Below are 25,774 nucleotides of genomic sequence, written 5' to 3' on the forward strand. Positions count from 1 at the left end.
GGTGCGCCGTGCGCACCGAATCTTTGTGTGGGGTCAGAAACGGGCAACGCCGAAACGGTTTGATTTCAACGGCCGCAGATTGGCTTCTGCGCAAATATCCAGCAAAAAGCCGAGCAGCTTGCGCGTATCACGCGGGTCGATCAGGCCGTCGTCCCACAGGCTGGCGGTGCCGTACAGCGCCGTGGACTGGCTGTCGAGCTTCTGCGCGGTCACGCTTTCCAGCATATCGAGCATCTTCGGGTCCGCTTCCTTGCCCTCCTTGGCGTGTTTTTCCTCGGTGACGATGCGCAGCACCTTGCCGGCCTGGGCGCCGCCCATCACCGCGGTGCGGCTGTTGGGCCAGGCGAAGATGAAGCGTGGGTCGAGGCCGCGCCCGCACATGGCGTAGTTGCCGGCACCGTAGGAGCCGCCAACGACGATGGTCAGCTTGGGTACGCTGGCGTTGGCCACCGCCTGGATCATCTTCGAGCCGTGCTTGATCACGCCGCTGCGCTCGGACTCGGTGCCGACCATGAAGCCGGTGGTGTTGTGAAAGAACAGGATCGGCGTGTTGCTCTGCTCGCACAGCTGGATGAACTGCGCCGCCTTGGCCGCACCCTGCGGGGTGATCGGGCCGTTGTTGCCGATGAAGCCGCAGGCCTGGCCTTCGATTCGCAGCTGGCCGCAGACGGTCTGGCTGTCGAACTCGTGCTTGAAGTCGAGAAATTCCGAACCGTCGGCGATGCGTGCGATGACCTCGCGCACGTCGTAGGGCTTCTTGGCATCGGCGGGTACCAGGCCGAGCAATTCTTCGGCTGGATGCAGCGGCTCGCGCCAGGTGCGTTTCTCACGCGCGGGCAGTTGTTGGTTCCACGGCAGCATGGCGAGAATCTCGCGCGCCAGGCGTACACCGTCGGCGTCGTTCTCGGCCAGGTACTCGGCGGTGCCGGCGACCTGAGCGTGCATTTCGGCGCCGCCGAGTTGTTCGTCGCTGGCGATCTCGCCGGTGGCGGCCTTGAGCAGAGGCGGGCCGGCCAGGAACATCTTGGCCTTGCCACGCACCACCACCACGTAATCCGACAGGCCCGGCTGATAAGCCCCGCCGGCGGTGCTGGAGCCGTGCACCACGGTGATCTGCGGCAGGCCCATGGCGGACATGCGTGCCTGGTTGGCGAAACCGCGCGCGCCTTCGACGAAGATGTCGGCGGCGTAGTTGAGGTTGGCGCCGCCGCTTTCGGCCAGGGTCACCACCGGCAGCTTGTTCTCGACCGCGATCTGCTGCAGGCGCAGGGATTTCTTCAGACCGGTGGGGGAGATGGTGCCGCCCTTGATCGCGCTGTTGTTGGCGATCACCAGGCAGCGCACCCCAGCGATATAGCCGATGCCGGCGATCAGACCGCCGCCGGCCTGGCTGCCGTCCTTGTCGTCGTGCAGCTTGTAGCCGGCCAGCGAAGCCAGTTCGAGAAAGGGCGCGCCGGCATCGAGCAGCAGGTTGAGGCGTTCGCGTGGCAGCAACTGGCCGCGCTTGTCGAACTTGGCCTTGGCCTCGAACGCCTTGTCCAGCACCTTCTGCTCGACCTCGCGGAAGCTGGCGATGGCGCTCAGCATGGCCTCGCGGTTCTGCGCGAAGGCCTCGCCATGCACGTCGATTTCCGATTGGATCACGGGCATCGCCTTACTCCTGATCTTTCAGTACGTCGGGTACATAGGCCCGATGGAAACCGTTGTAGGGCTCGCTGTTTTTCGCCTTGCCTAGCGTCCAGGCACGGGTGCCCTGGCTGGCGGCGCCGTCGATGCGGATGGTGTTGCCGCTGATGAAGTTGGCGCCGGGGCTGAGCAGAAAGACGATGGCCGCAGCCACCTCGGACTCGCTGCCGATGCGCTGCAGCGGCACGTGATCCTTGAGGTTGCGGATCATGTTTTTCATCGACTCGGGGTAGGTGTCCATGCCGCTGGAGGCGATCCAGCCGGGCGCCACGGCATTGACCCGCACACCGGCATGACCCCACTCGTAGGCGGCGGTCTTGGTGAAGTTGTCCATACCGGCCCGTGCTGCGCCCGAATGGCCCATACCGGGCATGCCGCCCCACATGTCGGCGAGCATGTTGACGATGGCGCCGCCATGCTTGCTCATGCTCTGCAGGAAGACTTCCTTGGCCACCAGGAAACCGCCCACCAGGTTGGTGCGCACCACGGTCTCGAGGCCTTTCTGGTTGATGCCGATCAGCGGCGCGGGGAATTGGCCGCCGGCATTGTTCACCAACTGATGGATACGCCCGTGCTCCGCGACTACCGTGCTGACCATGGCCTTCACCGCATCCTCGTCGCGGATGTCGCAGACTTGCCAACTGGCGCTGCCGCCATCTTCGATGATCTCGCCGCAGGTCGTTTCCAGCTTGTCCTGCTTGCGCCCGACCAGCACCAGATGGGCGCCGAGATGGGCCAGCTCGTGGGCCACGCAGCGGCCGATGCCGCTGCCGCCGCCGGTGACGAGAATGGTCTGGCCTGCGAACAGGCCGGGTTTGAATACCGAGTCGTATGCCATTGTTGTTTTCCTTGTTGCACCTGCATCGGTTTATGTAGGAGCCAGCTTGCTGGCGATGCTTTTGCGTTGTCGATGATCGCGGGCAAGCCCGCTCCTACAGGCTGTCGGCCAGCGCTCTTGGCACCGGCACCGGAAACTCCAGCAGCTGCTGGGCGAAAGCCTTGCCCTGCGGGTCGATGCGCAGGCTGGCGACGCCGCCACCGCCCAGCGCGTTCTCCAGCAGGAAGTTGAGGCTGTGGCTGCCCGGCAGGTACCAGCGGCTGACCCGGCCCTGCTCGGCGTCCAGGGTATGCGCCATCCAGTTGGCCACGGCTTCGGGGGTCAGCGCAGCGGCGATCCAGGCCAGGTATTCGGGTTTTCTCGCCATGACGCCGATGTTGCTGTGGTTACCCTTGTCGCCAGAACGGGCCACGGCCAGGTGGATCAGCGGCACGGCAGCCTCGGCTTCGCCCATCGGCACCGGCAGGGCGGCTGGAGCGCGGAGCTGATTCGGGTCGAAGGTATCGACCTGCGGCAGGGCGACCGCTTGGCGTTCGCCACCGATCTCGACGCTCAGGGCGCAGGCACTCTTGTCCACCAGGAAGCTGAACAGGCGGATCACCGGGTAGACAGTGGGGCGGCCACCGACGATACCCGTCAGACCCGGTGCCATACCGGTGGCGGCCTGAGCGATCTCACGGGAGAAGAGCACCAGCGCTTCCTTCTTGGCGTGACGAGCGGCGACTTTCACCACCACCTCGCGGCTGTACTTGTGCTGCGCATGGGCGCCGTAGGTGGCCTCGCTACCGAGCAGCTCGATGCTGACTTCCTGGTAAGGCCCCCAGCCACGTTCGGCGAACAGCTCTTCGGTCTTGTTGATGATCGCCTGGGCGACGCGTTCGGCCTTGGCCACGGCATCGATGCCGGCTAGCAGGAAACTGGCGGTGCAGCGGAAACCGTCCGGGTGTGTAGCGCTGACCTTATACTGGTCGGTCGGCGGCAGGCCGCGTGCGCCCTGGAGTTGCACGCGGTTGTCGCCGACCTGGCTCAGCTCGACCTGGGTGAAGTCGCAGATCACGTCTGGCAGCAGATAGGCGCGCGGGTCGCCAATCTCGTAGAGCATCTGCTCGCCGACGGTAAAAGGCGTGACCAGGCCGCCGGAACACTCCGGCTTGGTCACGACGAAGCGGCCATCGTCCTCAACGATGACGATGGGAAAGCCGATGTGCTCGTAGTCCGGCACATCGCGCCAGTCGGTGAAGTTGCCGCCGGTGCACTGCGCGCCGCATTCGATGATGTGCCCGGCCAGGGCGGCCTGGGCCAGTTTGTCGTAGTCGTCCCAGGCCCAGCCGAATTCGTGCACCAGGGCGGCGCTGACCACGGCGCTGTCGACCACGCGGCCGGTGATGACGATGTCGGCGCCCTGTGCCAGCGCGGCGACGATGCCGGGAGCACCCAGGTAGGCGTTGACCGAGACGCAGAAGGGCGGCAATGCGGCGCCGCTGAACATTTCGCGGGTGCCAGCCTTGACCAGCTCGCCGAGCTTGGGCTGCAGGTTATCGCCGTGCAGCACGGCGATTTTCAGCTTCACTCCGGCTTGCTCGCAGACAGCGCTGAGAGCAGCGGCGCAGGCCATCGGGTTGACCCCGCCGGCGTTGCTGATGACGCGGATCTGCTTGGTCGCCAACTCACTGAGCAGAGGCGTGAGCACTTCGACAAAGTCACGGGCGTAGCCATCGTCAGGCTTCTTCATACGGGCACCGGCCATGATCGACATGGTGATCTCGGCCAGGTAGTCAAATACCAGGTAATCCAGTTCGGCCCCGCGCACCAGTTGCGCGGCAGCGGTGGAGGTGTCGCCCCAGAATGCGGAGGCGCAGCCGATGCGTACGGTTTTAGACATTGGAGTGGCCCGTGACACATTGAAAAGATGGCTCGACATTACCAAGCAAGCGCTTGGTTGAAAAGCGGGAAGGGAGGGCAAACTGGCCAAAAGTACGGCCAAGCGCTTGCTTGGTCGGTGGCGGGCGCATACATTTCATCAAGTAAGACAAGCACTTGCCGGCTGCATCAAGAATTGATCAGAACAACTGCCGAGCAGGGCAATGAGGGGAGAAGTCAGCGTGGAAGAACACAAGGCTCAGGCCGTGATGCAGGAGCTGGTCGACACTGGCCAGGTGACCGATCCGGACAGTGCCCGCGGCAAGCTGCTGCAGATGGCGGCCCACCTGTTCCGCAGCAAGGGTTATGAGCGCACCACGGTACGTGATCTGGCGTCGGCCATTGGTATCCAGTCGGGCAGCATCTTCCATCACTTCAAGAGCAAGGACGAGATTCTGCGCTCGGTGATGGAAGAGACCATCATCTATAACACCGCTTTGATGCGTGCGGCGTTGGCCGAAGCGCAAGGCACTCGCGAGCGTTTGCTGGCGTTGATCCGTTGTGAACTGCAGTCGATCATGGGTGGCACCGGCGAAGCGATGGCGGTGCTGGTTTACGAATGGCGCTCATTGTCAGACGCTGGGCAGGCGCAAGTGCTGGCTCTGCGTGATACCTACGAGCAGATCTGGCTGACAGTGCTGGGCGAGGCGCGTGATGCTGGCTACTTCAATGGTGACCCGTTCATCCAGCGGCGTTTCCTGACCGGCGCTCTAAGCTGGACCAATACCTGGTTTCGTTCGCATGGGCCGATGACCCTGGATCAGTTGGCCGAAGAGGCACTGTCACTGGTTTGCAAGGAACCCTGAGCATATTGAACTAGGATAGAAACAGACCACTACTCTAAACGCCAACCAGGCAGAGCGCTCAAACCGCAATTTCGTGGTAGCCCGTTCAGGGGCAGGTTCTTGAAGTCCGTGTCGCTCGCGTTTGCCGCAGGGCTCGGCTCCTGAACATTCGGGACGTTGAGGTTCAACTGACTGGCGTTAACGACCAAGCGGTCTTCTGATTAGCAACGATGCTCAGCCAAGCGGGTAGCCCGGATGAAATCCGGGAAAGATTGAGCAACATAGCAAACCGACCCGGATTTCATCCGGGCTACAGGGCTATTCCAACGGTGCTCGATTAGCCCGGTTGAAGCTCGTTACTAATCAGGAGCGATCTTGAGGCGCTTGCCGCATTGCATTCCGTGACGAGAGGTCGAGTTTGCGCGCGCTACTTCTTTGCCTGGTGTCATGCATCACCCTGCTCAATGTGCCGTTGGCCGTTGCGGCGCAGGAGGTGCGTGTCGGTGGCTATCACTTCCCTCCCTATCTGGACAAACCTGATAAGCCGCATCCGCAGGGGCTGGTGCCTGACCTGTTACGCGCGCTGAATGCGCTCCAGCAACAGTACCGATTCGTCTTGGTGCCGACCTCGGCCACGCGTCGTTACCGGGATCTGCAGAGTGGGCGCTTCGACCTGATCTTCTTCGAATCCAGTCGTTGGGGCTGGCAGAACACGCCGCATCTGACCCTGGATCTCGATATCGACGACGCCGAGGTCTATGTCGCTGCCGCTGAACCGGGGAGGGGACAGGCGTATTTCGATGACCTCAAGGGCAAGCGACTGGCGCTGTATAGCGGCTATCACTACGGCTTCGCGGAGTTCAATGCGGACCCGGAATACCTGGGGCGCAACTTCGATGCGCTGATGACCTATTCCCACAACAGCAACCTGCGAATGCTGCGGGCGCGGCGTGTCGATGTGGCCGTGGTGACCTGGTCATATCTGCAGATATTCCTCGATCGCCATCCGGAACTGCTGCCCGAACTGCTGGTTTCCGAGCGCTTCGATCAGCTTTACCACCACCAGGTTCTGCTGCGCCCCGATGGGGCGCTGAGCCCAGCCCAGGTGGCTGATCTACTGGAAAAGCTGCAAGCCAACGGCGAATTATCCACGCTACTTCGACGCTATCGTCTGACAATAGGCAGCAAAGTTGCGGTCGACTGAAAAACCATCTGGTCGGTCAGGAGAGACTGCGTTAGGCTGGCAGCACACTAGAAGAAGGAATTTTTGGGGAGTCGACATGCGGCATTCGTGGCGCTGGATTCAGGGATGGCTGTGTGCCGTTTCGCTACTGTTCGTCGGCCCGCTCTCCGCTGCTGAGATCGTCAAGGTCGGCGGCGCGTATTTCCCTCCCTATGTGGTCAAATCCAGTCTGCAGGAGCAGAGCGGGCTGCTGCCGCAACTGCTCGAGGCTCTCAATCGGGAGCAGGGCGATTACCACTTCACCATGTTGCCCACGGCCATCGTGCGCCGTTTCAGCGATCTTCAGCGCGGGCGCATCGATATGGCGATCTTCGAGAATCCTCAGTGGGGCTGGCAAGGCATCGATGCCGAGGCGGTCGATATGGGGCTGGAGGATGCCGAGCTGTTCGTCGCGCGGGACGAAGCACTGCGCAGCCAGGCCTATTTCGAACAACTGCGCGGCAAGCGCCTGGCGCTGTATCGCGGCTATCACTACGGGTTTGCCGACTTCAACAGTGATCCAGAGTTTCTTACCCGAACCTTCAATGCCAACCTCGGCCATTCTCACGACAGCAACCTGTTGATGGTCCTGCGGGGGCGCGCCGACATTGCGCTGGTCACTCGCTCGAACCTCTATGACTTTATCAAGCGCAACCGCGAGCATGCCCGTAATCTGCTGATTTCAGAGCGCATCGATCAGGTCTACCGGCATCACGCTATGATCCGCTCGGGGGCTCCTATCACCGCGGAGCGTTTTGCCGAGCTTCTCGAACGGCTGCGGGGCAAGGGTGAACTGGAGCGAATCTTCTCGCCTTATCGTATCGCCGTCATGTCAGACGTAGCGGGTAGCTCAGCAGCAGTACGTGCAGGAGATTGACGGCGGCGTGCAAGGCGATCGCCAGGCTCAGACGACCGCTGTATAAAAACACCAGGCCGTAGCCCAGACCTGCGACGGTTGCCAGCAGGGCGAACAGTGCGCTGAAGGGCAAGTGGGCGGCACCGAACAGACTGGCAGTCAGCAGCACTCCAGGCCACACACCCAAGCGCTTGATCAGGGCTGGCTGCAATACGCCGCGAAACAACAGCTCCTCGGCCATCACCGCAACACCCAGGTTTACGGCCAGCCATAACAGCAGACCTTCCGGCCATTTCGGTTGCCAGGCGACCAGGCCCAGCGCAATCGCCATCAGGGGAACGCTCAACAGCGTGACCACACAGGTCAGCCCGGCGCGCCTGTGCGAGATGGCCGGCCTCGGCGCCTGTGCCAGCCACCAGGCCAGCAGGGTCGTACCCAGCAGCAGCTTGTCCCACGACAGGCGTAGCGCATAGGGCGCGGCATCGACGCTCAGCCGGCGCGGCTTCCACAGCTGCCAGGGGTTGAAGCCTGGTAACAGGTGCGCAGCAAGGGCAATGCCTCCCAGCAGCGTCAACATCAACCACAGCCAGTTCGGCAGATAGCGATCGCAGACCAGCAGTAACGCGGCGAAGGCGCTGCCCAGCAACAGTCCCGTTGGCTGGATGAAACCCAGTGCGAAGCCCGTCGCCAGGGTAAAGGCCGGAAACAGCATACGCAGGTGCAGGGGCATGGCGCCTCCTCTTGGGCAGAGGCGCAGTCTAACAGGCGGTCTTGGTTCGTTTCAGGGGGAAGGTGATGCTCGCTCAGCGCTCGCGGCTGTCCTTGGCGTCCTGTTCGGCGTTGCGTTCGTGAATGCGCTTGAGCTGCTCCTCGGTCAGCGGCAGCTTCTTCGCGGTGTCGCGGAGCATGAGCAGGCTACCGAGAATGGAGCCTATGGCGAGAACCAAGATGAGCCAGGCGTACCAGGGCATGAGTGATTCCTCTCGCAGGACGGTCCTTCACCATACGCGCTCACGAGCAGGTTGTCAGGCGGGCAGTTCCTGTATGGGTTGCAGGTTACTGTCGTCTTTGAGCTTTACGCCGCTCAACTGCAGACGCAATGCCTGGCGTGCCAGGTAGTCGAGCTTGTGTGCGGCCAGCTCGTAGGGCAGGCCCTCGGGGCGCACGTTGGAGATGCAGTTGCGTGCGCTGTCCGCGCAGCCAACGCGCGGTGCGTAGGTCAGGTACAGGCCGAGGCTGTCCGGCGAAGTCAGCCCCGGGCGTTCACCGATCATGACGATGACCAGGCGTGCGCGCAGGACTTCACCGATACCGTCGCCGACGGCAACCCGACCTTGTTCGGCGAGTACCACCGGAGTATTGGCCCAGTCGGTCTCGAAACGTTCGCGAAACGCCATGAGCAAGGGCAGGGCATGGCGCTGTACGGCGATCGCCGACAAGCCGTCGGCCAGAACGACGGCCAGTTCCGGTGCTGGTAATTCATGCTGCAGTTGCAGGTGACAGTCAGCATGCAGGTGACGGCCATGATCCGGACGCAACAGGTAGGTCTGTCGGTCCTCGGCGTTGCTGCGCACCTTCAGGGTACGAAAGCCGGCGCTGTGCAACTGATGCTTGAGCTCGCCGAAGTCCAGCGGGCGATGCACCGCGTCACGCGCCTGGGCATGCGCCAGACCAAACTTCAGGACCTCGCTGGTCGGCAGGCTGCAGCCGACGCGACCGAGGGCGATACGCGCCGAGGTATGCGCGCGCAGTTCGTCCCAGGGATTGTGCTGAATCAGATCATCGGCCATCACGCGGCTCCCGAGATATGCGGCAGTTGCTTGAGCAGGTGGTGGCCGCGACCGATTTCGCGCAGGCGGCCGCCCGGTTCGGTAATGGCCATGCGCGCCAGCCAGGCATCGAATTCCGGGGCGCGTTTTAGGCCCAGCACGCTGCGCAGGTAGAGCGCATCATGGAACGAGGTGCTCTGGTAGTTGAGCATGATGTCGTCGGCGCCGGGAATGCCCATGATGAAGTTGATACCCGCTGCACCGAGCAGGGTGAGCAGGCTGTCCATGTCATCCTGATCGGCTTCGGCGTGGTTGGTGTAGCACACGTCGCAGCCCATCGGCACGCCAAGCAGCTTGGCGCAGAAGTGATCCTCGAGACCGGCGCGGATGATCTGCTTGCCGTCGTAGAGGTATTCCGGACCGATGAAACCGACCACGGTATTGACCAGCAGCGGGCGGAACTCGCGGGCCACGGCATAGGCGCGGGCTTCGCAGGTCTGCTGATCGACGCCGTGGTGGCCGCCGGCCGAGAGTGCGCTGCCCTGGCCGGTTTCGAAGTACATGACGTTGTCGCCCAGGGTGCCGCGACCCAGAGACAGCGCGGCCTCGTGCGCTTCACGCAGGATCGAAAGCGATACACCGAAGCCGGCGTTGGTGGCCTCGGTGCCGGCGATGGACTGGAACACCAGGTCGATCGGCGCGCCAGCCTCGATGGCCTGGATCTGCGTGGTGACGTGGGTCAGCACGCAGCTTTGCATGGGAATTTCGAAGTGCTGGCGCACTTCGTCCATCATCTGCCACAGGCGCATCAGCGTTGGCAGCGAGTCGCTGGCGGGATTGATGCCAACCGTGGCGTCGCCGGAGCCGTAGAGCAGACCGTCGAGCATGCTGGCGGCGATGCCGCGCACGTCGTCGGTGGGGTGATTGGGTTGCAGACGCACGGCCAGATGACCCGGCAAGCCGATGGTGTTGCGAAACCGTGTGACCACCTGGCACTTGCGCGCTACCAGGATCAGGTCCTGATTGCGCATCAGCTTGCTAACGGCGGCGACCATCTCCGGCGTCAGCCCGGTGGCCACCGCCGCCAGACGCTCGCTGTCGGTGCGTTCCAGCAGCAGCCAGTCACGCAGGTCGCCTACCGTGAGGTGGCTGATCGCCGCGAAGGCGGTCGCATCATGGCGGTCGATGATCAGCCGGGTGACTTCGTCCTGCTCGTAGGGAATCAGCGCCTCTTCGAGAAAGCGTTTCAGCGGTACGTCCGCCAGGGCCAGCTTGGCCGCCATGCGTTCTTCATAGGTGGCTGCGGCCAGGCCCGCCAGGTAATCGCCCGAGCGCGCCGGGCTGGCCTTGGCCAGCAACGTCTTGAGGTCGGCGAAATGGTAGACCTGGCTGCCGATGGTGGTGTGGTAGGGCATGAGTGCGACCCGGTTGCAAAGAACGATGTGCTGGCCGTGCAGTGCTCATGCCAGCGGCCCGCATGGGCAGTATTGGTGGCGTGCCGCGAGGTGTCAGTGCTGCCGTTGGATTGAAAGAGTGCATATGCAGCTTAGCTGCACCAGGCTGGCGCGCGCTGATCGTGAGGTCTGTCACAAGATGGCAACTTGCCGCTGTTTGAATGGCGACTTTCAGATAGCAGGGGGAGGCTGTTCGTGACCCAAGCCAGAGCGCTGCAATCGCTTATGCGAGCGGTCGAACCACTCGCTGCATCGATGAGTATCAACGAAGTGGCCGACCTGTTTCTGGCGGCCGAGCATCGTGCCTTTCTTTCCCTGCCGGTGATCGATGATCAGGGCTTGCCATTGGGACTGGTCAGCCGCGCCACCTTGCAGGACATCTTCATGCAACGCTTCGGGCGTGACCTGCGTGGCCGTCATCCGGTTGGCGAGGTGATGAATCCTGCGCCGCTGGTGGTCAGGCTCGGCGCCAGCCTCGAGGACGCGGCCAAGCAGGTCACGGCGCAGCTGCAGTACCCGATTACCGAGGACTTCATCATCGTCGATGACGGGGGCCGCTACTGCGGTCTGGGTACGGTGCTCGATCTGCTCAAGGCCATGGAGGCGCGTGTCGCTCAGCGCAATCGCGTGCTGCGCCAGGCGCTGGTGGATCTCAAAGAGTCGCAGGCGCAGCTGCTGCAGTCGGAGAAGATGGCGTCTCTGGGGCAGATGGTGGCGGGCGTCGCTCACGAGTTGAACACGCCGCTGGGCTATGTGAAGAACAACGTGCAACTGATGCGCGAACTCAGCGATCCGCTGTTCGAGCTGGCCGCTGCACAAGCGCGTCTGGGACAGTGCCTGAGCGATCCGGCCTGTGACGAGGCGACGCTTGGCGAGGCCTTGCAGGCTGCCGAGCAGGCGCGTCAGCAAGCCGCCCCGGAGCTGCTCGCCGAGGATCTGCAGCAACTCTATGGCGATACGCTCTACGGCCTGGAGCAGATCGCTGAACTGGTGGTCGGGTTGAAGGACTTCGCCCGCCTGGACCGCGCCATGAGCGAAGAGGTAGACCTCAACGACTGCATCCGCAGTGCGCTGCTGATCGCCCGCAACCACATCAAGGACAAGGCTCAGGTGGTGCAGCAACTTGGCGAACTACCCCGCATCGCCTGTGCGCCGTCGCAGATCAATCAGGTCCTGCTCAATCTGTTGACCAACGCGGCGCAGGCCATCGAGGGCGCAGGTCGCATTCAGATCCGCAGCTGGGCGGACGAGCAGGGTGTTCACGTTTCCCTGCAGGACAACGGCAGCGGCATGCCGGCCGATGTTCTGGCGAAGATCTTCGACCCGTTCTTCACCACCAAACCGGTCGGCCAGGGCACCGGCCTGGGTCTGTCCATCAGCTACAAGATCATCCAGGACCACGGCGGCCAGATTCGCGTCGTCTCGGAACCGGGGCGTGGCACGCGCTTTTTGATCAGCCTGCCACTGCCTGCTGCTGTCGCCATGAAAAGGAGCGCCTGATGTCCGCACCCGTTCGTATTCTGTTCGTCGACGACGAAGAACGCATTCTGCGCAGCCTGGCGCTGCAATTTCGTCGTCACTACGAGGTGCTGACCGAGAGCGATCCGTTGCGCGCCTTGCAGCGCCTGCGTGAAGAGCCCGTTCATGTGCTGGTGAGTGATCAGCGCATGCCGCAGATGAGTGGCGCGCAGCTACTTGCCGAGGCGCGCGACATTGCCCCGAATACGCTGCGTATCCTGCTGACCGGCTATTCCGATCTGGATGCGGCCGTGGAGGCACTCAACAATGGCGGCATCTTCCGTTACCTGACCAAACCCTGGGATCAGCAGGAAATGGCCTTCACCCTGCGCCAGGCCGCTGAACTGGCCGTGCGTCAGGCACAGCCTCTGCATAGCGCCCCGCACGAAGCCCTGAGTGCGCCGCTTTCACTGCTGCTGCTGGATGACGATCCGGACACGCTTGGCGTAGTCGGTGAGTTCTGTGTTGCCGGCGGTCACCGGCTGCTGCGTGCACGCAACCTGGCCGAGGCGATGCTGCACCTGAACAACGAAAGCGTGGATATTCTGGTCAGCGACCTCAAGCTGGCCGGCGAAGAGACCGCACCGCTGCTCAAGACCCTGGCGCAGGCTCACCCGCGTTTGCTGAGCCTGGTGGTTACGCCATTTCAGGACACACAGGCGCTGCTGCGTCTGGTCAATGAGGCGCAGATCTTCCGCTATCTGCCCAAGCCGATTCGCCGTGGCTTGTTCGAGAAAGGGCTCAAGGCCGCCGCCGAGCAGGCGCTGATCTGGCGCGCGCAGCCGCAGCAGGTGGTCAGCCGTCTGGCCGAGGCCCCGCGTGACGAGCGCGAGCAGGAGAAGGTGGGCAGTTTGATGGGCATGCTCGGCCGTCTGCGTGAGCGTCTGATTGCCTGATCGGCTGGCTGCCCTTAAGCGTTTTCGCGGCTGAAGCCGCTCCTACGAGGCTGTGGCTATCTGTAGGAGCGGCTGGGCGGCATTCCGCTTCAGCCGCGATGCCTTTGTGCCGAAGCCAAGGCCCCGGATTGCATCCGGGCTACGGCATTGGTGCATAGGGTGCGCCGTGCGCACCGCCAGCTACGCGGTCTTCCTTAGCTCGGGTACAACCTGGGACGCTGTGCAAGGTTGCCCCGGATTACATCCGGGCTACGGGCTGCTGATGGCAGGGTTTCAGCCGCGACCAGTGCGAGGATGCTTTGCGCTACAATGCGCGGCGTTTTTCATCTGTCCGAGACTTGCCCATGCCCGCCTGCGAAACTCCGATCATCGTCGCCCTCGACTTTCCCAGCCGTGACGCCGCCCTGGCGCTGGCCGATCAGCTCGATCCGGCGCTGTGCCGGGTCAAGGTTGGCAAGGAACTGTTCACCCGCAGCGGCCCGCAAGTGGTCGAGGCCCTGCAGGCCAAGGGCTTCGAGCTGTTCCTCGATCTGAAATTCCACGACATTCCCAACACCACTGCGATGGCGGTCAAGGCCGCTGCCGAGATGGGCGTGTGGATGGTCAACGTGCACTGCTCCGGTGGCCTGCGCATGATGGCGGCCTGCCGCAACGAACTGGACAAGCTGGCTGGCGACAAGCCGCTGCTGATCGGTGTGACGGTACTGACCAGCATGGAGCAGCAGGACCTGGCTGGTATTGGCTTGAATGTGCCGCCGCAGGAGCAGGTGCTGCGCCTGGCCGGTCTGGCCGCCGAGGCCGGGCTCGACGGGCTGGTCTGCTCGGCGCAGGAAGCACAGGCGCTGAAGGTGGCGCAGCCGGGTCTGCAACTGGTAACGCCGGGCATCCGTCCGGCCGGCAGCAATGCCGATGATCAGAAGCGCATCCTCACCCCGCGCCAGGCGCTGGATGCCGGCGCCGACTATCTGGTGATCGGTCGCCCAATCAGCCAGGCCGCCGACCCGGCGCAGGCGCTGGCCGCCGTGGTTGCCGAACTTCGCGCCTGAGCCGGGTAGCGCGGATTTCATCCGGGCTACCCGCTGATCGCGGCAGCGCGCTGGTGGGCTCGCCATCAGCGCCCTGCATGATCCGTCACTCCAGCGCCTGATAGTGCTGCTCGTCGTTTGGCTTGCTGGCTAGACTCCTCGCCAATTCAACAAGAATCGTTGCGAGGAAGCAGACATGAGCATGACGTTCTCTGGCCAGGTAGTCGTGGTCACTGGCGGTGCGGCCGGCATTGGCCGCGCCACCGCCCTGGCATTTGCTGCCGAAGGTCTCAAGGTGGTGGTTTCCGACGTCGACGTGGCGGGCGGTGAGGGCACCGTCGAGCTGATTCGCGCGGCCGGCGGTGATGCCTGTTTCGTACCCTGCGACGTGACGCGTGAGGCCGAGGTCAAGGCGCTGATGACCGCGACCTTGAGCCAGTATGGCCGCTTGGACTACGCCTTCAACAACGCCGGCATCGAGATCGAGCAGGGCAAGCTGGCCGACGGCACCGAGGCCGAGTTCGACGCGATCATGGGCGTCAACGTCAAGGGCGTATGGTTGTGCATGAAGCACCAGATTCCGCTGATGCTGGCTCAGGGCGGCGGTGCCATCGTCAATACCGCATCGGTGGCGGGCCTTGGTGCCGCGCCGAAGATGAGCATCTATGCTGCTTCCAAGCACGCGGTGATCGGCCTGAGCAAATCCGCCGCGGTGGAGTATGCGAAGAAGAAGGTCCGTGTGAATGCGGTATGCCCGGCGGTGATCGATACCGACATGTTCCGCCGCGCCTACGAGGCTGACCCGCGCAAGGCCGAGTTTGCCGCGGCCATGCACCCGGTCGGGCGCATCGGTAAGGTCGAGGAGATCGCCGCCGCCGTACTGTATCTGTGCAGCGATCATGCTGCGTTCACCACCGGCCAGGCCCTGGCCGTGGATGGCGGCGCTACGGCGATCTGATCGCTCAGACGCGCGAAGGTTGGCACGCAGGGCCACTGTCAGCAGTGGTCCTGACTGCGCAGAATCCTGCGAGGTTGAACAGGAGCGATAACAATAATGACCGCCGATCCCTTGCTGACCCTTTTCCTCCCCGCTGCGCTGGGCATCATCATGCTCGGGCTTGGCCTGTCACTGAGCCTGGCCGACTTCGCCCGCGTGGCCAAATTCCCCAAACCGGTGCTGATCGGCCTGGCCTGTCAGCTGTTGCTGTTGCCGCTGGCGTGTTTCTTCCTGGCCAAGGCGTTCGGGTTGGCGCCGGCACTGGCCGTCGGTCTGATGCTATTGGCGGCGTCTCCCGGTGGGACCACCGCCAACCTCTACAGCCACCTGGCTCACGGTGACGTGGCGCTGAATATCACGCTGACTGCGGTCAACTCGGTCGTCGCGATTCTGACCATGCCGCTGATCGTCAATCTGTCGCTGGCGTACTTCATGTCCGCGGATCAGGCCATTCCGCTGCAGTTCGCCAAAGTCGTGCAGGTGTTCGTCATCGTCCTGGGGCCGGTGGCCATCGGCATGTGGTTGCGCAGCCGTTTTCCGGCGTTCGCCGAGCGCATGCAGAAACCGGTGAAGATCATCTCGGCGCTGTTTCTGCTGCTGATCATCCTGCTGGCGGTGGCCAAGGACTGGCGTACGTTCGTCGATTACGCGCCTTCAGTCGGCGGGGCGGCGCTGGCCTTCAACCTGCTGAGCATGGCGGTGGGGTACTGCGTGCCACGGCTGCTCAAACTCAATCTGCGCCAGGCCATCGCCATTGCCATGGAAATCGGCATTCACAACGGCACCCTGGCTATCGCGCTGGCCCTCAGCCCGGCATTGTTGAACAACCCGACCATGGCCATTCCGGCCGCCATCTACAGCCTGATCATGTTCGTCACGGCGGCGCTGTTCGGTTTGTGGGTCAACCGTGTGCACGGCACCGAACTGGCTCACCAAACGGTGGCTGAACAGTAGGGCACGCCGTGCGCACCGCTTGAACACGCTGTTATCCAGTGGTGCGCACGGCGCACCCTACCGCTCGTAGCCCGGATTGCATCGGAGTTAGCGCTTGCCCCAGTTCAGCACGGCCAGGGTCAGCAGGCCGGCGACGATGCCCCAGAATGCCGAGCCGACGCCAGCCAGGGTCATGCCCGAGGCAGTGACCAGGAAGGTGATCAGCGCTGCTTCACGTTCGTTCGGCTCGCTCATGGCCTGGGTCAGGCCGCCGATGATCGAGGCGAACAGGGCCAGCGCCGCGATGGACAGGATCAGGGCTGCCGGCAGTGCCGCAAACAGCGCAGCCAGGGTGGCGCCGAAGACACCGGCGATACCGTAGAACACCCCGCACCATACCGCTGCCGTATAGCGCTTGCGCGGGTCTTCGTGTGCCTCGGGGCCGGCGCAAATCGCCGCGCTGATGGCCGCCATGTGAATGCCGTGGCTGCCGAACGGCGCCATCAGGATCGATACCAGGCCGGTGCTGGTCAGCAGCGGTGAGGCCGGCACGTCGTAACCATTGGCGCGCAGCACGGCCATGCCTGGCAGGTTTTGCGAGGCCATGGCGACGATGAACAGCGGAATGCCGATGCTGATCGCTGCTGCCAGCGAGAAGCTCGGTGTGGTCCATTGCGGTGTGGCCAGTTGCAGCTCGAAACCGGAGAAGTCCAGCAGACCGAAGACGCCAGCCAGCACGCTGCCGACGATCAGCGCGGCGAGCACCGCGTAGCGCGGCCACAGACGTTTGCCGAGCAGGTAGGCCAGGAGCATGGCAACCACCAGAATCGGCTGCTGCTCGGCGGCCACGCAGATTTCCAGGCCGATCTTGAACAGCACACCGGCCAGCAGGGCAGCAGCGATGGAGGCCGGGATACGGCGCATCAGGCGGTCGAAGGTGCCGGTCAGGCCAATCAACACGATCAGCCCCGAGGCAAGGATGTAGGCGCCAATCGCTTCGCCGTAGGACACCTGCGGCAGGCTGGTGATCAGCAGTGCCGCGCCGGGGGTGGACCAGGCGATCATCACCGGCGCGCGGTAGCGCAGCGAAAGGACGATGCAGCACAACGCCATGCCGATCGACAGGGACCAGATCCACGAAGAAATCTGTCCGTTGCTGAGGCCGGCAGCCTGGCCGGCCTGGAACATCAGCACCAGGGAGCTGGTATAGCCCGTGAGCATGGCGATGAAGCCAGCGACCACAGCCGAGGTGGAGGTGTCCGCCAGGGGGCGCAGGCGGGTAGGGGCAGCGTCTTGCATCAGAACATTCCAGTGTCGACGATGATGGGATAGAGCGAGGCGACCAGCAGCAGCGCCATGCCGATGTTGAATGCGCGTAGTGCGCGTGGGTTGTCCAGCCACTTGCGCAGCATGCTGCCAGCGACGGTCCACAAGCCTACGCTCGGGCCGTTGACCAGCGCGAACAGCGCTGCGATCAGCAGTACGTTGCTGACAAAACCGTCCTGTGGTGTATAGGTGGTAATGGCGCCGATGGCCATGATCCACGCCTTGGGATTGACCCACTGAAAGGCGGCCGCCTGGATGAAGGTGAACGGCTTGGCCTCGGGATTCTCACGGCTTTGCGGCGCGCCGGACTGGGCGATCTTCCAGGCCAGGTAGAGCAGGTACATGGCGCCGACGTAGCGCAGCACATCGTGCAATATCGGCAGGCGTTGGAATACCTGGCCAAGGCCGAGGCCCACGGCGGCGACAAGAAACATGAACCCCAGGCTGATGCCAAGCATGTGCGGAATGCTGCGACGCACGCCGAAGTTCACCCCGGAGGCGAGCAGCATCATGTTGTTGGGGCCAGGCGTCACCGAGGTGACGAAGGCAAAGGCGATAAAGGCAAGCAGCAGTTCGGTGGACATGGTCGTTCTCCGGTGACTGGCAAAGCCTATTGCGCTACCGATATGAAGTCGCGATACAGCCACGGCTGGGTTGAACCGTACAGTCTGGTCAAGCACTGCCAGGGTGGTTAGCCTGCGGTTTTCAATGGAAGGACGACAGGCCCATGCAGCCGGACAACCCCTACAGTGCGCCGCAGGCGGAACTGCTCGATTCTGCCGGACCGCCGTCATTGCCGGGTTGGAGCGTTCGCCAGTTACGTCTGCTTGGTTGGCTGGCGTTGGTTTCCGTGTTGGTCAATACATTGCTGGTAGCGCTGACGTTTGCCGCAGCATGGTTGGAGCCGCATGAGGCAGATCGGCTGCAGACCTTTACCGGCTGGCTGAGCCTGGTGCTGACGTTGCTCGGCTGCTACCTGCTGCTGCGCTTCAAGACGTTCGTCGAAGCACGCTTCGCGGCCAGGCGTCTTGGTGCGCCGATCTGGAGCGTGTTGGTTGTGACGCTGCTGTTGGAGCTGGCGGACAGCTTCTTCGGTGAGCAGCTGTTTGGCGCGCTGGACTGGCCAACCATTGGCTATGTGCTGTTGCTGGTTATGCTGGGCAGTTGCACGACCTGGCTGGGAGTAAGGTTGCTGAAGTTGCCATTGCCCTATCCGGCGCTGAAGGTGATGGCCTGGCTCAATATCGTCGGCGGGGTATTGCTGGCCAGCGTGATACTGATGTTGGTCGCGCTGCTACCGCTGCTTGGCGCCGGAGTAGCGCTGGTGCTGGTGTTCTTCAGGGGCGCCGCCGAGTTGCAGGGAGCCTCGCGTTGACGGAGCGATAAACGACAAGAGCCGCCCAATGGGCGGCTCTTGGTTTTCAGCCTGTTACCACTTGTAGTCGAGGCTTGCGGTCACCCGGCGTGGGTCGCCGGCGTAGCAGTAGAAGCCGTCGCAGGTGGCCAGGTATTCCTTGTCGAACAGGTTATTGGCGTTGAGCGACACGCTGGCGCCACGCAGGCTGGCATCGAGCTGGCCGAGGTCGTAGCGCACGGCTGCGTCGTAGATGGTGTAAGCGCTGCTGTGGCCGTATGACTTGTCTGGGACCGAAGGAATACTGCCCACGCTAATGCTGTCTGTTGAGCCAACGAAGCGAGCGCCGAAACCAATACCAAAGCCGGCAAACGGACCCACACTCCAGTCGTAGTCTGCCCACACGGAGGCTTGGTGCTCGGGCATCAGTGGCAGGGGACGGTTCTGATCCAGCGGATCGGCGACCTCGATCATCTTGCTATTGGCATAGGTGTACGAAGCCGTGAGCTGGAGGTTCTCGGTGACGTTGCCGGTAGCCTCCAGCTCCAGGCCACGTACCTCGACTTCGCCCACCGCCTCGGTCACGTTGTTGCGCGTGATTGTCATGTTCTGGCGCGTCAGGTCATAAATAGCCGCGCTGAGCAGCAGATCGCTACCGGGCGGTTGATACTTGATACCAGCTTCGTACTGTTTGCCTCGGCTCGGGCGGAAGGTTTCGCCTGTCTGGAATTGACCGCCTGCTTCTGACTGGAAGGACTCGGCGTAGGAAATGTAGGGAGTGAACCCGGATTCGAATACGTAGCTCAGGGCAGCGTTGCCACTGAATGCGCTATCACGACGGTCGTCCTCTGCATTCCAGTTGTAGAACTCTGACTTGGTACGTTGTTTGTCCCAACGGCCACCGAGGGTCAGGCGCCAGGCATCCAGCGCCAACTGGTCTTGGATGTAAAGACCGATGCTGCGGCGTTTCTGGTTGTAATCCTGCGAGGCACCATAATTCACGCCGCTGAAGTCTTGGCCGTAGATCGGCGTGATGATGTTGCTAGTCGGCGCTTCGCCATACAGCCAGCGATAGTTGGTGTTAACGCGCTGATAATCGAGGCCCAGCAACAAAATGTGGTCTATTGCGCCAGTTTTGAAATCAGCCTGAAAGTTGTTATCCACCGCGAACTGGCTGATGTCTTCATCCACGACGTTGGCGCCACGTCGTACGGTACCGTCCGGAGACACCGAGGTGTCTGGCGCCGCCGGCCAGTACATGCCACCTGCCGTGATGGTCTGGAACTCTAGATCGCTCTTGGTGTAGCGCAGGTTTTGGCGAAATTGCCACATTTCGTTGAGGCGGTGCTCAAAAGCATAGCCCAGGGCGTAGTAGGTCTTGTCGTAGAACTCCCAGTCAGGGTCGCCAAGGTTCTTGTGGTAGTCGACCTTGCCAGCCGGCGTACTTATCTTGGTGCCCTGCAGAGGCAGGAACTGGCTGGTGGCACCGGTATCGTCGCGATTGAATTGACCGAGGAAGGTCAGCTTGGTCTCGTCGGCGATGTTCCAGGTCAGGCTCGGCGCGAGGTTGAAGCGCTGGTCGTCGATATGCTCAATGGCGGTGCCGCTATCACGGCCGGTGCCGCTGAAACGGTAGAGAAAAACGCCATCGTCATCGATCTTGCCGGTGCTGTCGAAGCTGATCTGTTTGTGGTTGTAGTTGCCGATCTGCACCTGCACCTCATGGCTGCTCTCAGCCTGCGGGCGGCGGCTGACAGCATCCACCAGGCCGCCGGGCGGCGTCTGGCCGTACACCGAGGAGGCTGGCCCTCGGAGTACGGCGACGCGCTCCAGGTTCCAGGTCTCCAGCTTGGGCATGGTGTAGCTGCCCTTGGGCAGTGGCAGGCCGTCGAGCATCTGGATCGGTTCGAAGCCGCGGATCTTCATCCAGTCGGCGCGGCTGTCGCTGCCAAAGCTACTGGCGGTGACGCCGGGCATGTAGCGTACGGCGTCATCGAGGTTCTGCACCTTGCGGTCCTGCATCTGCGCGCGAGTGGCGACGGAGATCGAACGTGGGGTTTCCAGCAGCGGTGTGTCGGTCTTGGTGCCGGTCGCTGTGCGGTTGGCCAGATAGCCACGGGTCGGGCCCCAGGCTGTTTCGGCGGCTTGCTCACTGGCAGTTACGGTCACGTCTGGCAATGCCATCGCCGCTTCTGCTGCGGGCGCCAAGCTGTAGGCTCCGCCGTTTCCCTGCAACTGCAGGCCGGTACCACGCAGTGCCTGATTGAGCGCTTCGATGGCTTCGTAGTCACCGTTGACCGGTGCCGAGAGCTTGCCCTCGGTCAGGGCCGGGTCGATGCTCAGGGTCACGCCAGCCTGGCTGGCGATCTGGTTGAGCGTGGGGGCCAATGGGCCGGCAGGCAACTGGTAGGCTTCGGCATGGGTCAGGCCAATATGACCGGCGAAAGCCACTGTCAGGGCCAGCAGCGTGTGACGAAACGGGGCAGGGCGGAAGGACATTGCGAACCTCTCCTAAGAGTTAATGTATCTCAATGCCCTTTTGCCGAAGCAGAAAGAAAAAGTGACAGGGGCGCCGCAAATTATTTTTCCGCTGGCACCACGCGGGTCCACCAGGGCCCGATTTGCTCGGTGCGTACGGGCAGGCTCAGGGCCAGGGCTGCCAGCGCCTTGTCGCTGTCGTGCAGCGGGAAGCTGCCGCTGATGCGCTGCTGCGCAAGGCTCGGGTCCAGGCTCAGATAACCACTGCGGTATTCGCCGAGCTGGTCGATCAGACGCTGCAGGGGCAGGTTGTCCGCTACCAGCATGCCTCGACTCCAGGCATCGGCCCCGATAGGTGCAGGGGCGCTGTCGCTCAGATGTTGACTGTCCATGCGGACTCGCTCACCACTGTGGACGATGCGCTCCTCAGCCGCCGCCTGCGGTTTGGCGGCTACCGCTGATTGCAGGACGATCAGCTCGGTAGTCGCGCCTTCGCGGCGTACCAGGAAACGGGTGCCGAGTGCGCGCATGCGGCCCTGATCAGTCTCGACGATGAACGGGCGTGTATCGCCCTTGGCTGTCTGAATCAGGACTTCACCACTGCGCAGACGCAGGCGGCGTTCTTCTGTGTCGAATTCCACGTCCAGCGCGCTGCGGCTGTTGAGGCGAATCTGGCTGCGATCAGCCAGCAGCAGATTGCGCTGTTCGCCACTGGCTGTGTGGTAGTCGGCCAGGTAGTCGCCAAGCGGACGTTGTTGAGCCAGCAGGCCAAGCGCAACCCCGGCGGCCAGCAGCAGGCTGAGGCTGGTGCCGCCGATACGACGCAAGCTGCGCCGCCGATTGACGCTGCTCTGCAGCAGAGCACGTCTTGCCATGGGCGCATTGGCGGCAGAAAGTTGCTGATCGATACCGCCCAACCGGCGCCACACCAGGTCGTGTTCGGGATGGGCGGTCAGCCACGTGGCGAATTCGCGGCGCTGCTGTTCGCTGGCGTTACCTGAATCCAGGCACAACTGCCAGGCAATGGCTTCGTCCAGAGCGCGAGCAGAAACCTGGCTCACTGCGGTGCCCCATAAAGCGCGACATAGCACTGGCGCAGGCCCTGGGCGAGGTACTGGCGTACACGTGAGGCTGACACGCCGAGACGTTCGGCAATCTCGGCGTGGCCGAGACCATCCAGGCGGTTATAGAGGAAAGCCGCTCGAGCCTTGCTCGACAGCTGCCCGAGCAAGCGGTCGATCTCGGCCAGTTGCTCCAAGGCCAGGGTCTGCTCTTCCGGGCTGGGCTGCACGGTCTCAGGCGCCCGTGCCAGTTCTTCCAGATAGGCGCGCTCCAGAGCGCTACGACGAAACTGGTCGACCAGCAGGCCTTTGGCGATGGTGGTGAGCAGGGCTCTGGGTTCACGCGGCGCGTTCAGGTCGCTGCGGCCGAGCAGTCGGACGAAGGTGTCCTGACTCAGATCTTCGGCGCGCTGGGTGCAATTCAGGTTTTTCCGCAGCCAGCCGAACAGCCAGTCGCGATGCTCACGGTAGAGCAGGCCGACCAATTGCTGATTGCTGGAATCCTGAACCGACACGCGCACCTCGCGAGATCTAAGTTAAGGTGATAATGATTCGCATATGATGACAAAGATGACACCTGTGGTGCAATCGCTGCGCCGGATGGGCGATGGATGGTTGCAAAGGGCCAGTGCGTTGCACACGAGCCCCTGGCCGAGTGCAGGCTTAATTGCGTCCGCTGGCCAGTGCATGGTTGACCTGTAGCCAACCCTGTACGGCCTCTTCACCAACCTCGGCGAACACCCGCTGGAGCAGGCGCACCTGTTCGCGGCGCAGGGCCTGTTCCAGTTTGGCGCCTTCGGTGGTGAAGCCGAGCAGGCGTTTGCGCTTGTCGTCGGCGGCGGTTTCGCTCTGCACCAGGTGCATTTCCATCAGCTGGCGCAGCGGCGTGTTAAGTGCCTGCTTGCTCACGCCCAGATAGCCCAGCAGCTCCTTCATGCTCAGCCCCGGGTACTTGGCGATAAAGAACAGGATGCGGTGATGCACCCGCGACAGGCCGCGCTTGGCGAGCATTTCGTCGGGTTTGGCAGTAAAGGCCTGATAGCCAAAGAAGAAGGCTTGCATGGCGGCCTGCTGAATGGCTGGATTTTTTAGGTCAGGCATATTGACGTATCCCTGGGCGTCGGCGTAGTTTCGGTCAAGCAGTTTGACTTAAATAATCCGACCAGGACACCCCATGTTCTCCGAACGCATCTCCCGCCTGAAAAGCTCCCTGATCCGTGAAATTCTCGCTGCGGCGCAGCGGCCGGAGGTGATGTCGTTCGCCGGTGGTCTGCCGGCCGAGCCGATGCTGCCCAAGGTGGACTGGGCCGAGATGCCGGCGAGCATGGGCCAGTACGGCATGAGCGAGGGCGAGCCGGCCCTGCGTGAAGCCATCGCCGCCGAAGCGCGCGCGCTGGGCGTGCCCTGTGAAGCCAGCCAGGTGCTGGTCGTCAGCGGTTCGCAGCAGACCCTCGATCTGGCCTCCAAGCTGTTCATCGACCGCGGCACCGAAGTGCTGCTCGAAGCACCGACCTACCTGGCCGCGCTGCAGGCCTTCCAGCTGTTCGGCGCCGACTGCATCAGCGTCCCGCAGGAGGCTGACGGCCCCGAGCTGGCTGCGCTGCGTCAGCGCCTGGAGAACCACAAGCCGGCCTTCGCCTACCTGATCCCGACCTTCCAGAACCCGTCCGGCACTCGCTACAGCGAGGCCAAGCGCGATGCCGTGGCGGCGTTGCTCGACGAGTTCGGCGTGACCCTGATCGAAGACGAACCCTACCGCGAGCTGGTGTTCGATGCCGGCAGCGCCACGCCCATCGTCACCCGCCTGAAGAAGGCCAGCTGGATCTACACCGGCACCGTGTCCAAGACCCTGCTGCCGGGCCTGCGCGTCGGCTACCTGATCGCCACCCCGGACCTGTTCCCGCACCTGCTGCGCCTCAAGCAGTCGGCCGACCTGCACACCAACCGCATCGGCCAGTGGCAGGCCCTGCAGTGGCTGGACAGCGAGCAGTACCGTGGGCACCTGGCCGAGCTGCGCGACTTCTACCGCGTCCGTCGCGATTCGATGCAGAGCGCACTGGTCGAGCACTTCGGCGACCTGGCCGACTGGCAGATTCCGCAGGGCGGGCTGTTCTTCTGGCTGACCCTCAAGCAGCCGCTGGACACCCGCACGCTGCTCGACGCGGCGCTGGCGCAGAACGTTGCGTTCATGCCGGGCGAGCCGTTCTTCATCGACCCGGACGCCAACCCCGGCCACCTGCGGCTGAACTTCAGCCACGTGGCGCCGGAGCGTCTCGGTGAAGGGCTGCGCCGGTTGGCGGCGGTGATTCAAGAGGCACAAGCGAAGTAGAGGCTTGTAGCGTAGGAGCCAGCTTGCTGGCGATGCTCTTGCTAAGGTGGATCGCCGGCAAGCCGGCTCCTACGGGGAAAAGAAGGAAACAAGGGGAGGGCAATACGATGTTCAAGGTCTACGGCGACTACCGCTCGGGCAACTGCTACAAGGTCAAGCTGATGCTCAATCTGCTGGGCAAACCCTACGAATGGATTCCGATCGACATTCTCCAGGGTGAAACCCAGAGCGACGCCTTCCTCGCCAAGAACCCCAACGGCAAGATTCCGGTGCTGGAGCTGGAAGACGGCACCTGCCTGTGGGAGTCCAACGCCATCCTCAACTTCCTCGCCGACGGCAGCGAGTTCCTACCCAGCGAGCCGCGTCTGCGCACCCAGGTGCTGCAGTGGCAGTTCTTCGAGCAGTACAGCCATGAGCCTTATGTGGCCGTGGCGCGTTTTATCCAGCTCTATCAGGGCATGCCCGAGGAGCGCCGCGAGGAACACGCGCGTTGCCTGAAGCTCGGCTACAAGGCGCTCAAGGTGATGGAGAAGCAGCTGGAGCGCACGCCGTACTTGGTTGGTGAGCAGTATTCGATCGCCGATATCGCCCTGTATGCCTACACCCACGTGGCGGACGAAGGCGGCTTCAGCCTCGACGAGTTCCCGGCGATCCGTGCCTGGATCGAACGTGTGGCCAGCCATCCGCGACATGTCACCATGCTGGGCTGATCATTGCCCTCTGGCTGGCGGCTTGCCCTGAGTGCAGCGTTGCCGCCACGACATTGGGCTCAAACCGGTCTCGCGGCGAAAGGTACGGGTGAAATGCGATTGATCGCAGAACCCGTGGGCATGGGCAATCTGCGTGAGAGGCTGATCGGTGGTCAGCATCATCTCCCTGGCGGCTGCGATGCGTTTACGTGCGACGTAAGCCAATGGTGTGATGCCGAAGGTCTGTTTGAATACGTGGGAAAAATGGCTGCTGCTCAGGCTGAGCTGTTTGGCCAGGTCACAGGTACGAATGGAAGCAGCCAGGTTCTGGCCGATGTACTGGTCCAGTCGTCTTCGTTGCCAGTGGGTCAGGCCGCATCCGCTATGTTGGGCCGTACAGTCCTGGCAGGCATGGGTCCTGCGTAGCAGTTCCATGGCCTGGTCCAGGTAGAAGTAGGCGCTTTGCGCGTCTTCCTGCAAAACAGTCTCTGCCTCACCGAGCAAGCGGGCGATCTGTGCGAGCGTGTGCGAATCCTGCCCCTTCTGATGTTCGCAGAGCGTAATTGCGCGAAGTCCTCCGAGCGAACCCATCTGCAAGCCTCCTTGTCCGAGCGGATGTAAAGGATGCTCGGCGCCAG

General features: G+C 63.0%; 25 protein-coding genes. 11 read left to right on the top strand and 14 right to left on the bottom strand.

Translation table 11 applies throughout. The annotated features are described in order from the left end of the window. Window positions 1-33: 33 nt before the first annotated feature. From atuC to ACJRW5_RS07730, 3 genes are all read right to left on the bottom strand, one after another. Window positions 34-1,650 (bottom strand): geranyl-CoA carboxylase subunit beta, encoded by a 1,617-nt coding sequence (atuC, locus tag ACJRW5_RS07720; RefSeq protein ID WP_484569951.1) that lies wholly within the window; start codon window positions 1,648-1,650, stop codon window positions 34-36. 4 nt (window positions 1,651-1,654) lie between these two features. Next, window positions 1,655-2,524, bottom strand: a complete 870-nt coding sequence (locus ACJRW5_RS07725; RefSeq protein WP_484569952.1) for an SDR family oxidoreductase — start codon at window positions 2,522-2,524, stop codon at window positions 1,655-1,657. A 94-nt stretch (window positions 2,525-2,618) separates the two neighbouring features. Continuing rightward, entirely contained in the window at window positions 2,619-4,406 is a 1,788-nt protein-coding gene (locus tag ACJRW5_RS07730; RefSeq protein WP_484569953.1) for an acyclic terpene utilization AtuA family protein, read from the bottom strand. Window positions 4,407-4,626: 220 nt separating this feature from the next. On the opposite strand from ACJRW5_RS07730, the gene ACJRW5_RS07735 reads away from it, so the two are divergent. The 3 genes from ACJRW5_RS07735 (at window position 4,627) to ACJRW5_RS07745 (ending at window position 7,328) form a co-directional block, all read left to right on the top strand. After that, window positions 4,627-5,250, top strand: a complete 624-nt coding sequence (locus ACJRW5_RS07735) for a TetR/AcrR family transcriptional regulator (RefSeq protein WP_484570257.1) — start codon at window positions 4,627-4,629, stop codon at window positions 5,248-5,250. Between the two features lie 397 nt (window positions 5,251-5,647). Beyond that, the gene (locus ACJRW5_RS07740) at window positions 5,648-6,433 is read left to right on the top strand and encodes a substrate-binding periplasmic protein (protein ID WP_484569954.1); all 786 of its coding nucleotides are present in this window, start codon (window positions 5,648-5,650) and stop codon (window positions 6,431-6,433) included. A gap of 76 nt (window positions 6,434-6,509) precedes the next feature. Beyond that, the gene (locus ACJRW5_RS07745) at window positions 6,510-7,328 is read left to right on the top strand and encodes a substrate-binding periplasmic protein (protein WP_484569955.1); all 819 of its coding nucleotides are present in this window, start codon (window positions 6,510-6,512) and stop codon (window positions 7,326-7,328) included. On the opposite strand, the gene ACJRW5_RS07750 is transcribed toward ACJRW5_RS07745, so the two are convergent. From ACJRW5_RS07750 to ACJRW5_RS07765, 4 genes are all read right to left on the bottom strand, one after another. Next, window positions 7,279-8,037, bottom strand: coding sequence for a lysostaphin resistance A-like protein (locus tag ACJRW5_RS07750; protein ID WP_484569956.1), 759 nt, complete (start codon window positions 8,035-8,037; stop codon window positions 7,279-7,281). The genes ACJRW5_RS07745 and ACJRW5_RS07750 overlap by 50 nt on opposite strands. 73 nt (window positions 8,038-8,110) lie before the next feature. After that, complete coding sequence (locus tag ACJRW5_RS07755) at window positions 8,111-8,278, bottom strand: DUF2897 family protein (RefSeq protein WP_484569957.1); 168 nt, start codon at window positions 8,276-8,278, stop codon at window positions 8,111-8,113. 54 nt (window positions 8,279-8,332) lie between these two features. After that, window positions 8,333-9,097, bottom strand: a complete 765-nt coding sequence (gene eutC / locus ACJRW5_RS07760; RefSeq protein WP_484569958.1) for an ethanolamine ammonia-lyase subunit EutC — start codon at window positions 9,095-9,097, stop codon at window positions 8,333-8,335. Beyond that, the gene (locus ACJRW5_RS07765; protein WP_484569959.1) at window positions 9,097-10,491 is read right to left on the bottom strand and encodes an ethanolamine ammonia-lyase subunit EutB; all 1,395 of its coding nucleotides are present in this window, start codon (window positions 10,489-10,491) and stop codon (window positions 9,097-9,099) included. Before ACJRW5_RS07765 ends, eutC begins: the two co-directional genes overlap by 1 nt. 234 nt (window positions 10,492-10,725) lie before the next feature. Here ACJRW5_RS07765 and ACJRW5_RS07770 point away from each other — a divergent pair, with 234 nt between their 5' ends. From ACJRW5_RS07770 to ACJRW5_RS07790, 5 genes are all read left to right on the top strand, one after another. After that, on the top strand, window positions 10,726-12,030 hold the full coding sequence (locus tag ACJRW5_RS07770; protein WP_484569960.1) for a sensor histidine kinase: 1,305 nt from the start codon (window positions 10,726-10,728) through the stop codon (window positions 12,028-12,030). Continuing rightward, window positions 12,027-12,944: a response regulator gene (locus tag ACJRW5_RS07775; RefSeq protein ID WP_484570258.1), complete on the top strand. Its 918-nt coding sequence runs from the start codon at window positions 12,027-12,029 to the stop codon at window positions 12,942-12,944. The genes ACJRW5_RS07770 and ACJRW5_RS07775 overlap by 4 nt, the downstream gene beginning before the upstream one ends. Before the next feature lie 344 nt (window positions 12,945-13,288). Then, a complete protein-coding gene (pyrF, locus tag ACJRW5_RS07780) occupies window positions 13,289-13,990 on the top strand; it encodes an orotidine-5'-phosphate decarboxylase (protein ID WP_484569961.1) in 702 nt (233 codons plus the stop codon). A 175-nt stretch (window positions 13,991-14,165) separates the two neighbouring features. Continuing rightward, the gene (locus ACJRW5_RS07785; protein ID WP_484569962.1) at window positions 14,166-14,927 is read left to right on the top strand and encodes an SDR family oxidoreductase; all 762 of its coding nucleotides are present in this window, start codon (window positions 14,166-14,168) and stop codon (window positions 14,925-14,927) included. Window positions 14,928-15,023: 96 nt separating this feature from the next. After that, window positions 15,024-15,920, top strand: coding sequence for a bile acid:sodium symporter family protein (locus tag ACJRW5_RS07790; protein ID WP_484569963.1), 897 nt, complete (start codon window positions 15,024-15,026; stop codon window positions 15,918-15,920). An 87-nt stretch (window positions 15,921-16,007) separates the two neighbouring features. Here the strand turns inward: ACJRW5_RS07790 and ACJRW5_RS07795 are convergent, their stop codons facing one another. Further along, a complete protein-coding gene (locus ACJRW5_RS07795) occupies window positions 16,008-17,198 on the bottom strand; it encodes a benzoate/H(+) symporter BenE family transporter (RefSeq protein WP_484569964.1) in 1,191 nt (396 codons plus the stop codon). Beyond that, on the bottom strand, window positions 17,198-17,809 hold the full coding sequence (locus tag ACJRW5_RS07800) for a LysE family translocator (protein WP_484569965.1): 612 nt from the start codon (window positions 17,807-17,809) through the stop codon (window positions 17,198-17,200). Before ACJRW5_RS07800 ends, ACJRW5_RS07795 begins: the two co-directional genes overlap by 1 nt. Window positions 17,810-17,952: 143 nt before the next feature. Between ACJRW5_RS07800 and ACJRW5_RS07805 the strand changes: the two genes are divergently transcribed. Continuing rightward, window positions 17,953-18,600 carry a hypothetical protein gene (locus ACJRW5_RS07805; protein ID WP_484569966.1) on the top strand — a complete coding sequence of 216 codons (648 nt, stop codon included), beginning with the start codon at window positions 17,953-17,955 and terminating at the stop codon, window positions 18,598-18,600. Window positions 18,601-18,654: 54 nt separating this feature from the next. On the opposite strand, the gene ACJRW5_RS07810 is transcribed toward ACJRW5_RS07805, so the two are convergent. The 4 genes from ACJRW5_RS07810 to ACJRW5_RS07825 form a co-directional block, all read right to left on the bottom strand. Continuing rightward, entirely contained in the window at window positions 18,655-21,078 is a 2,424-nt protein-coding gene (locus ACJRW5_RS07810; protein ID WP_484569967.1) for a TonB-dependent siderophore receptor, read from the bottom strand. Between the two features lie 80 nt (window positions 21,079-21,158). Then, window positions 21,159-22,118, bottom strand: a complete 960-nt coding sequence (locus ACJRW5_RS07815; RefSeq protein WP_484569968.1) for a FecR domain-containing protein — start codon at window positions 22,116-22,118, stop codon at window positions 21,159-21,161. Further along, entirely contained in the window at window positions 22,115-22,639 is a 525-nt protein-coding gene (locus ACJRW5_RS07820; protein WP_484569969.1) for an RNA polymerase sigma factor, read from the bottom strand. The genes ACJRW5_RS07815 and ACJRW5_RS07820 overlap by 4 nt, the downstream gene beginning before the upstream one ends. A gap of 142 nt (window positions 22,640-22,781) precedes the next feature. After that, the gene (locus ACJRW5_RS07825) at window positions 22,782-23,219 is read right to left on the bottom strand and encodes a MarR family winged helix-turn-helix transcriptional regulator (RefSeq protein ID WP_484569970.1); all 438 of its coding nucleotides are present in this window, start codon (window positions 23,217-23,219) and stop codon (window positions 22,782-22,784) included. 73 nt (window positions 23,220-23,292) lie between these two features. On the opposite strand from ACJRW5_RS07825, the gene ACJRW5_RS07830 reads away from it, so the two are divergent. Together ACJRW5_RS07830 and ACJRW5_RS07835 are read left to right on the top strand one after the other, a co-directional pair. Further along, complete coding sequence (locus ACJRW5_RS07830; protein WP_484569971.1) at window positions 23,293-24,447, top strand: aminotransferase-like domain-containing protein; 1,155 nt, start codon at window positions 23,293-23,295, stop codon at window positions 24,445-24,447. Between the two features lie 107 nt (window positions 24,448-24,554). Next, a complete protein-coding gene (locus ACJRW5_RS07835; RefSeq protein WP_484569972.1) occupies window positions 24,555-25,157 on the top strand; it encodes a glutathione S-transferase family protein in 603 nt (200 codons plus the stop codon). Here ACJRW5_RS07835 and ACJRW5_RS07840 read toward each other — a convergent pair whose 3' ends face one another. Then, window positions 25,158-25,727 (bottom strand): AraC family transcriptional regulator, encoded by a 570-nt coding sequence (locus ACJRW5_RS07840; RefSeq protein WP_484570259.1) that lies wholly within the window; start codon window positions 25,725-25,727, stop codon window positions 25,158-25,160. It lies immediately after the preceding gene. Between the last annotated feature and the right edge of the window lie 47 nt (window positions 25,728-25,774).

This window comes from Pseudomonas pichavaramensis, from assembly GCF_050473265.1.
Taxonomy (GTDB): domain Bacteria; phylum Pseudomonadota; class Gammaproteobacteria; order Pseudomonadales; family Pseudomonadaceae; genus Aquipseudomonas.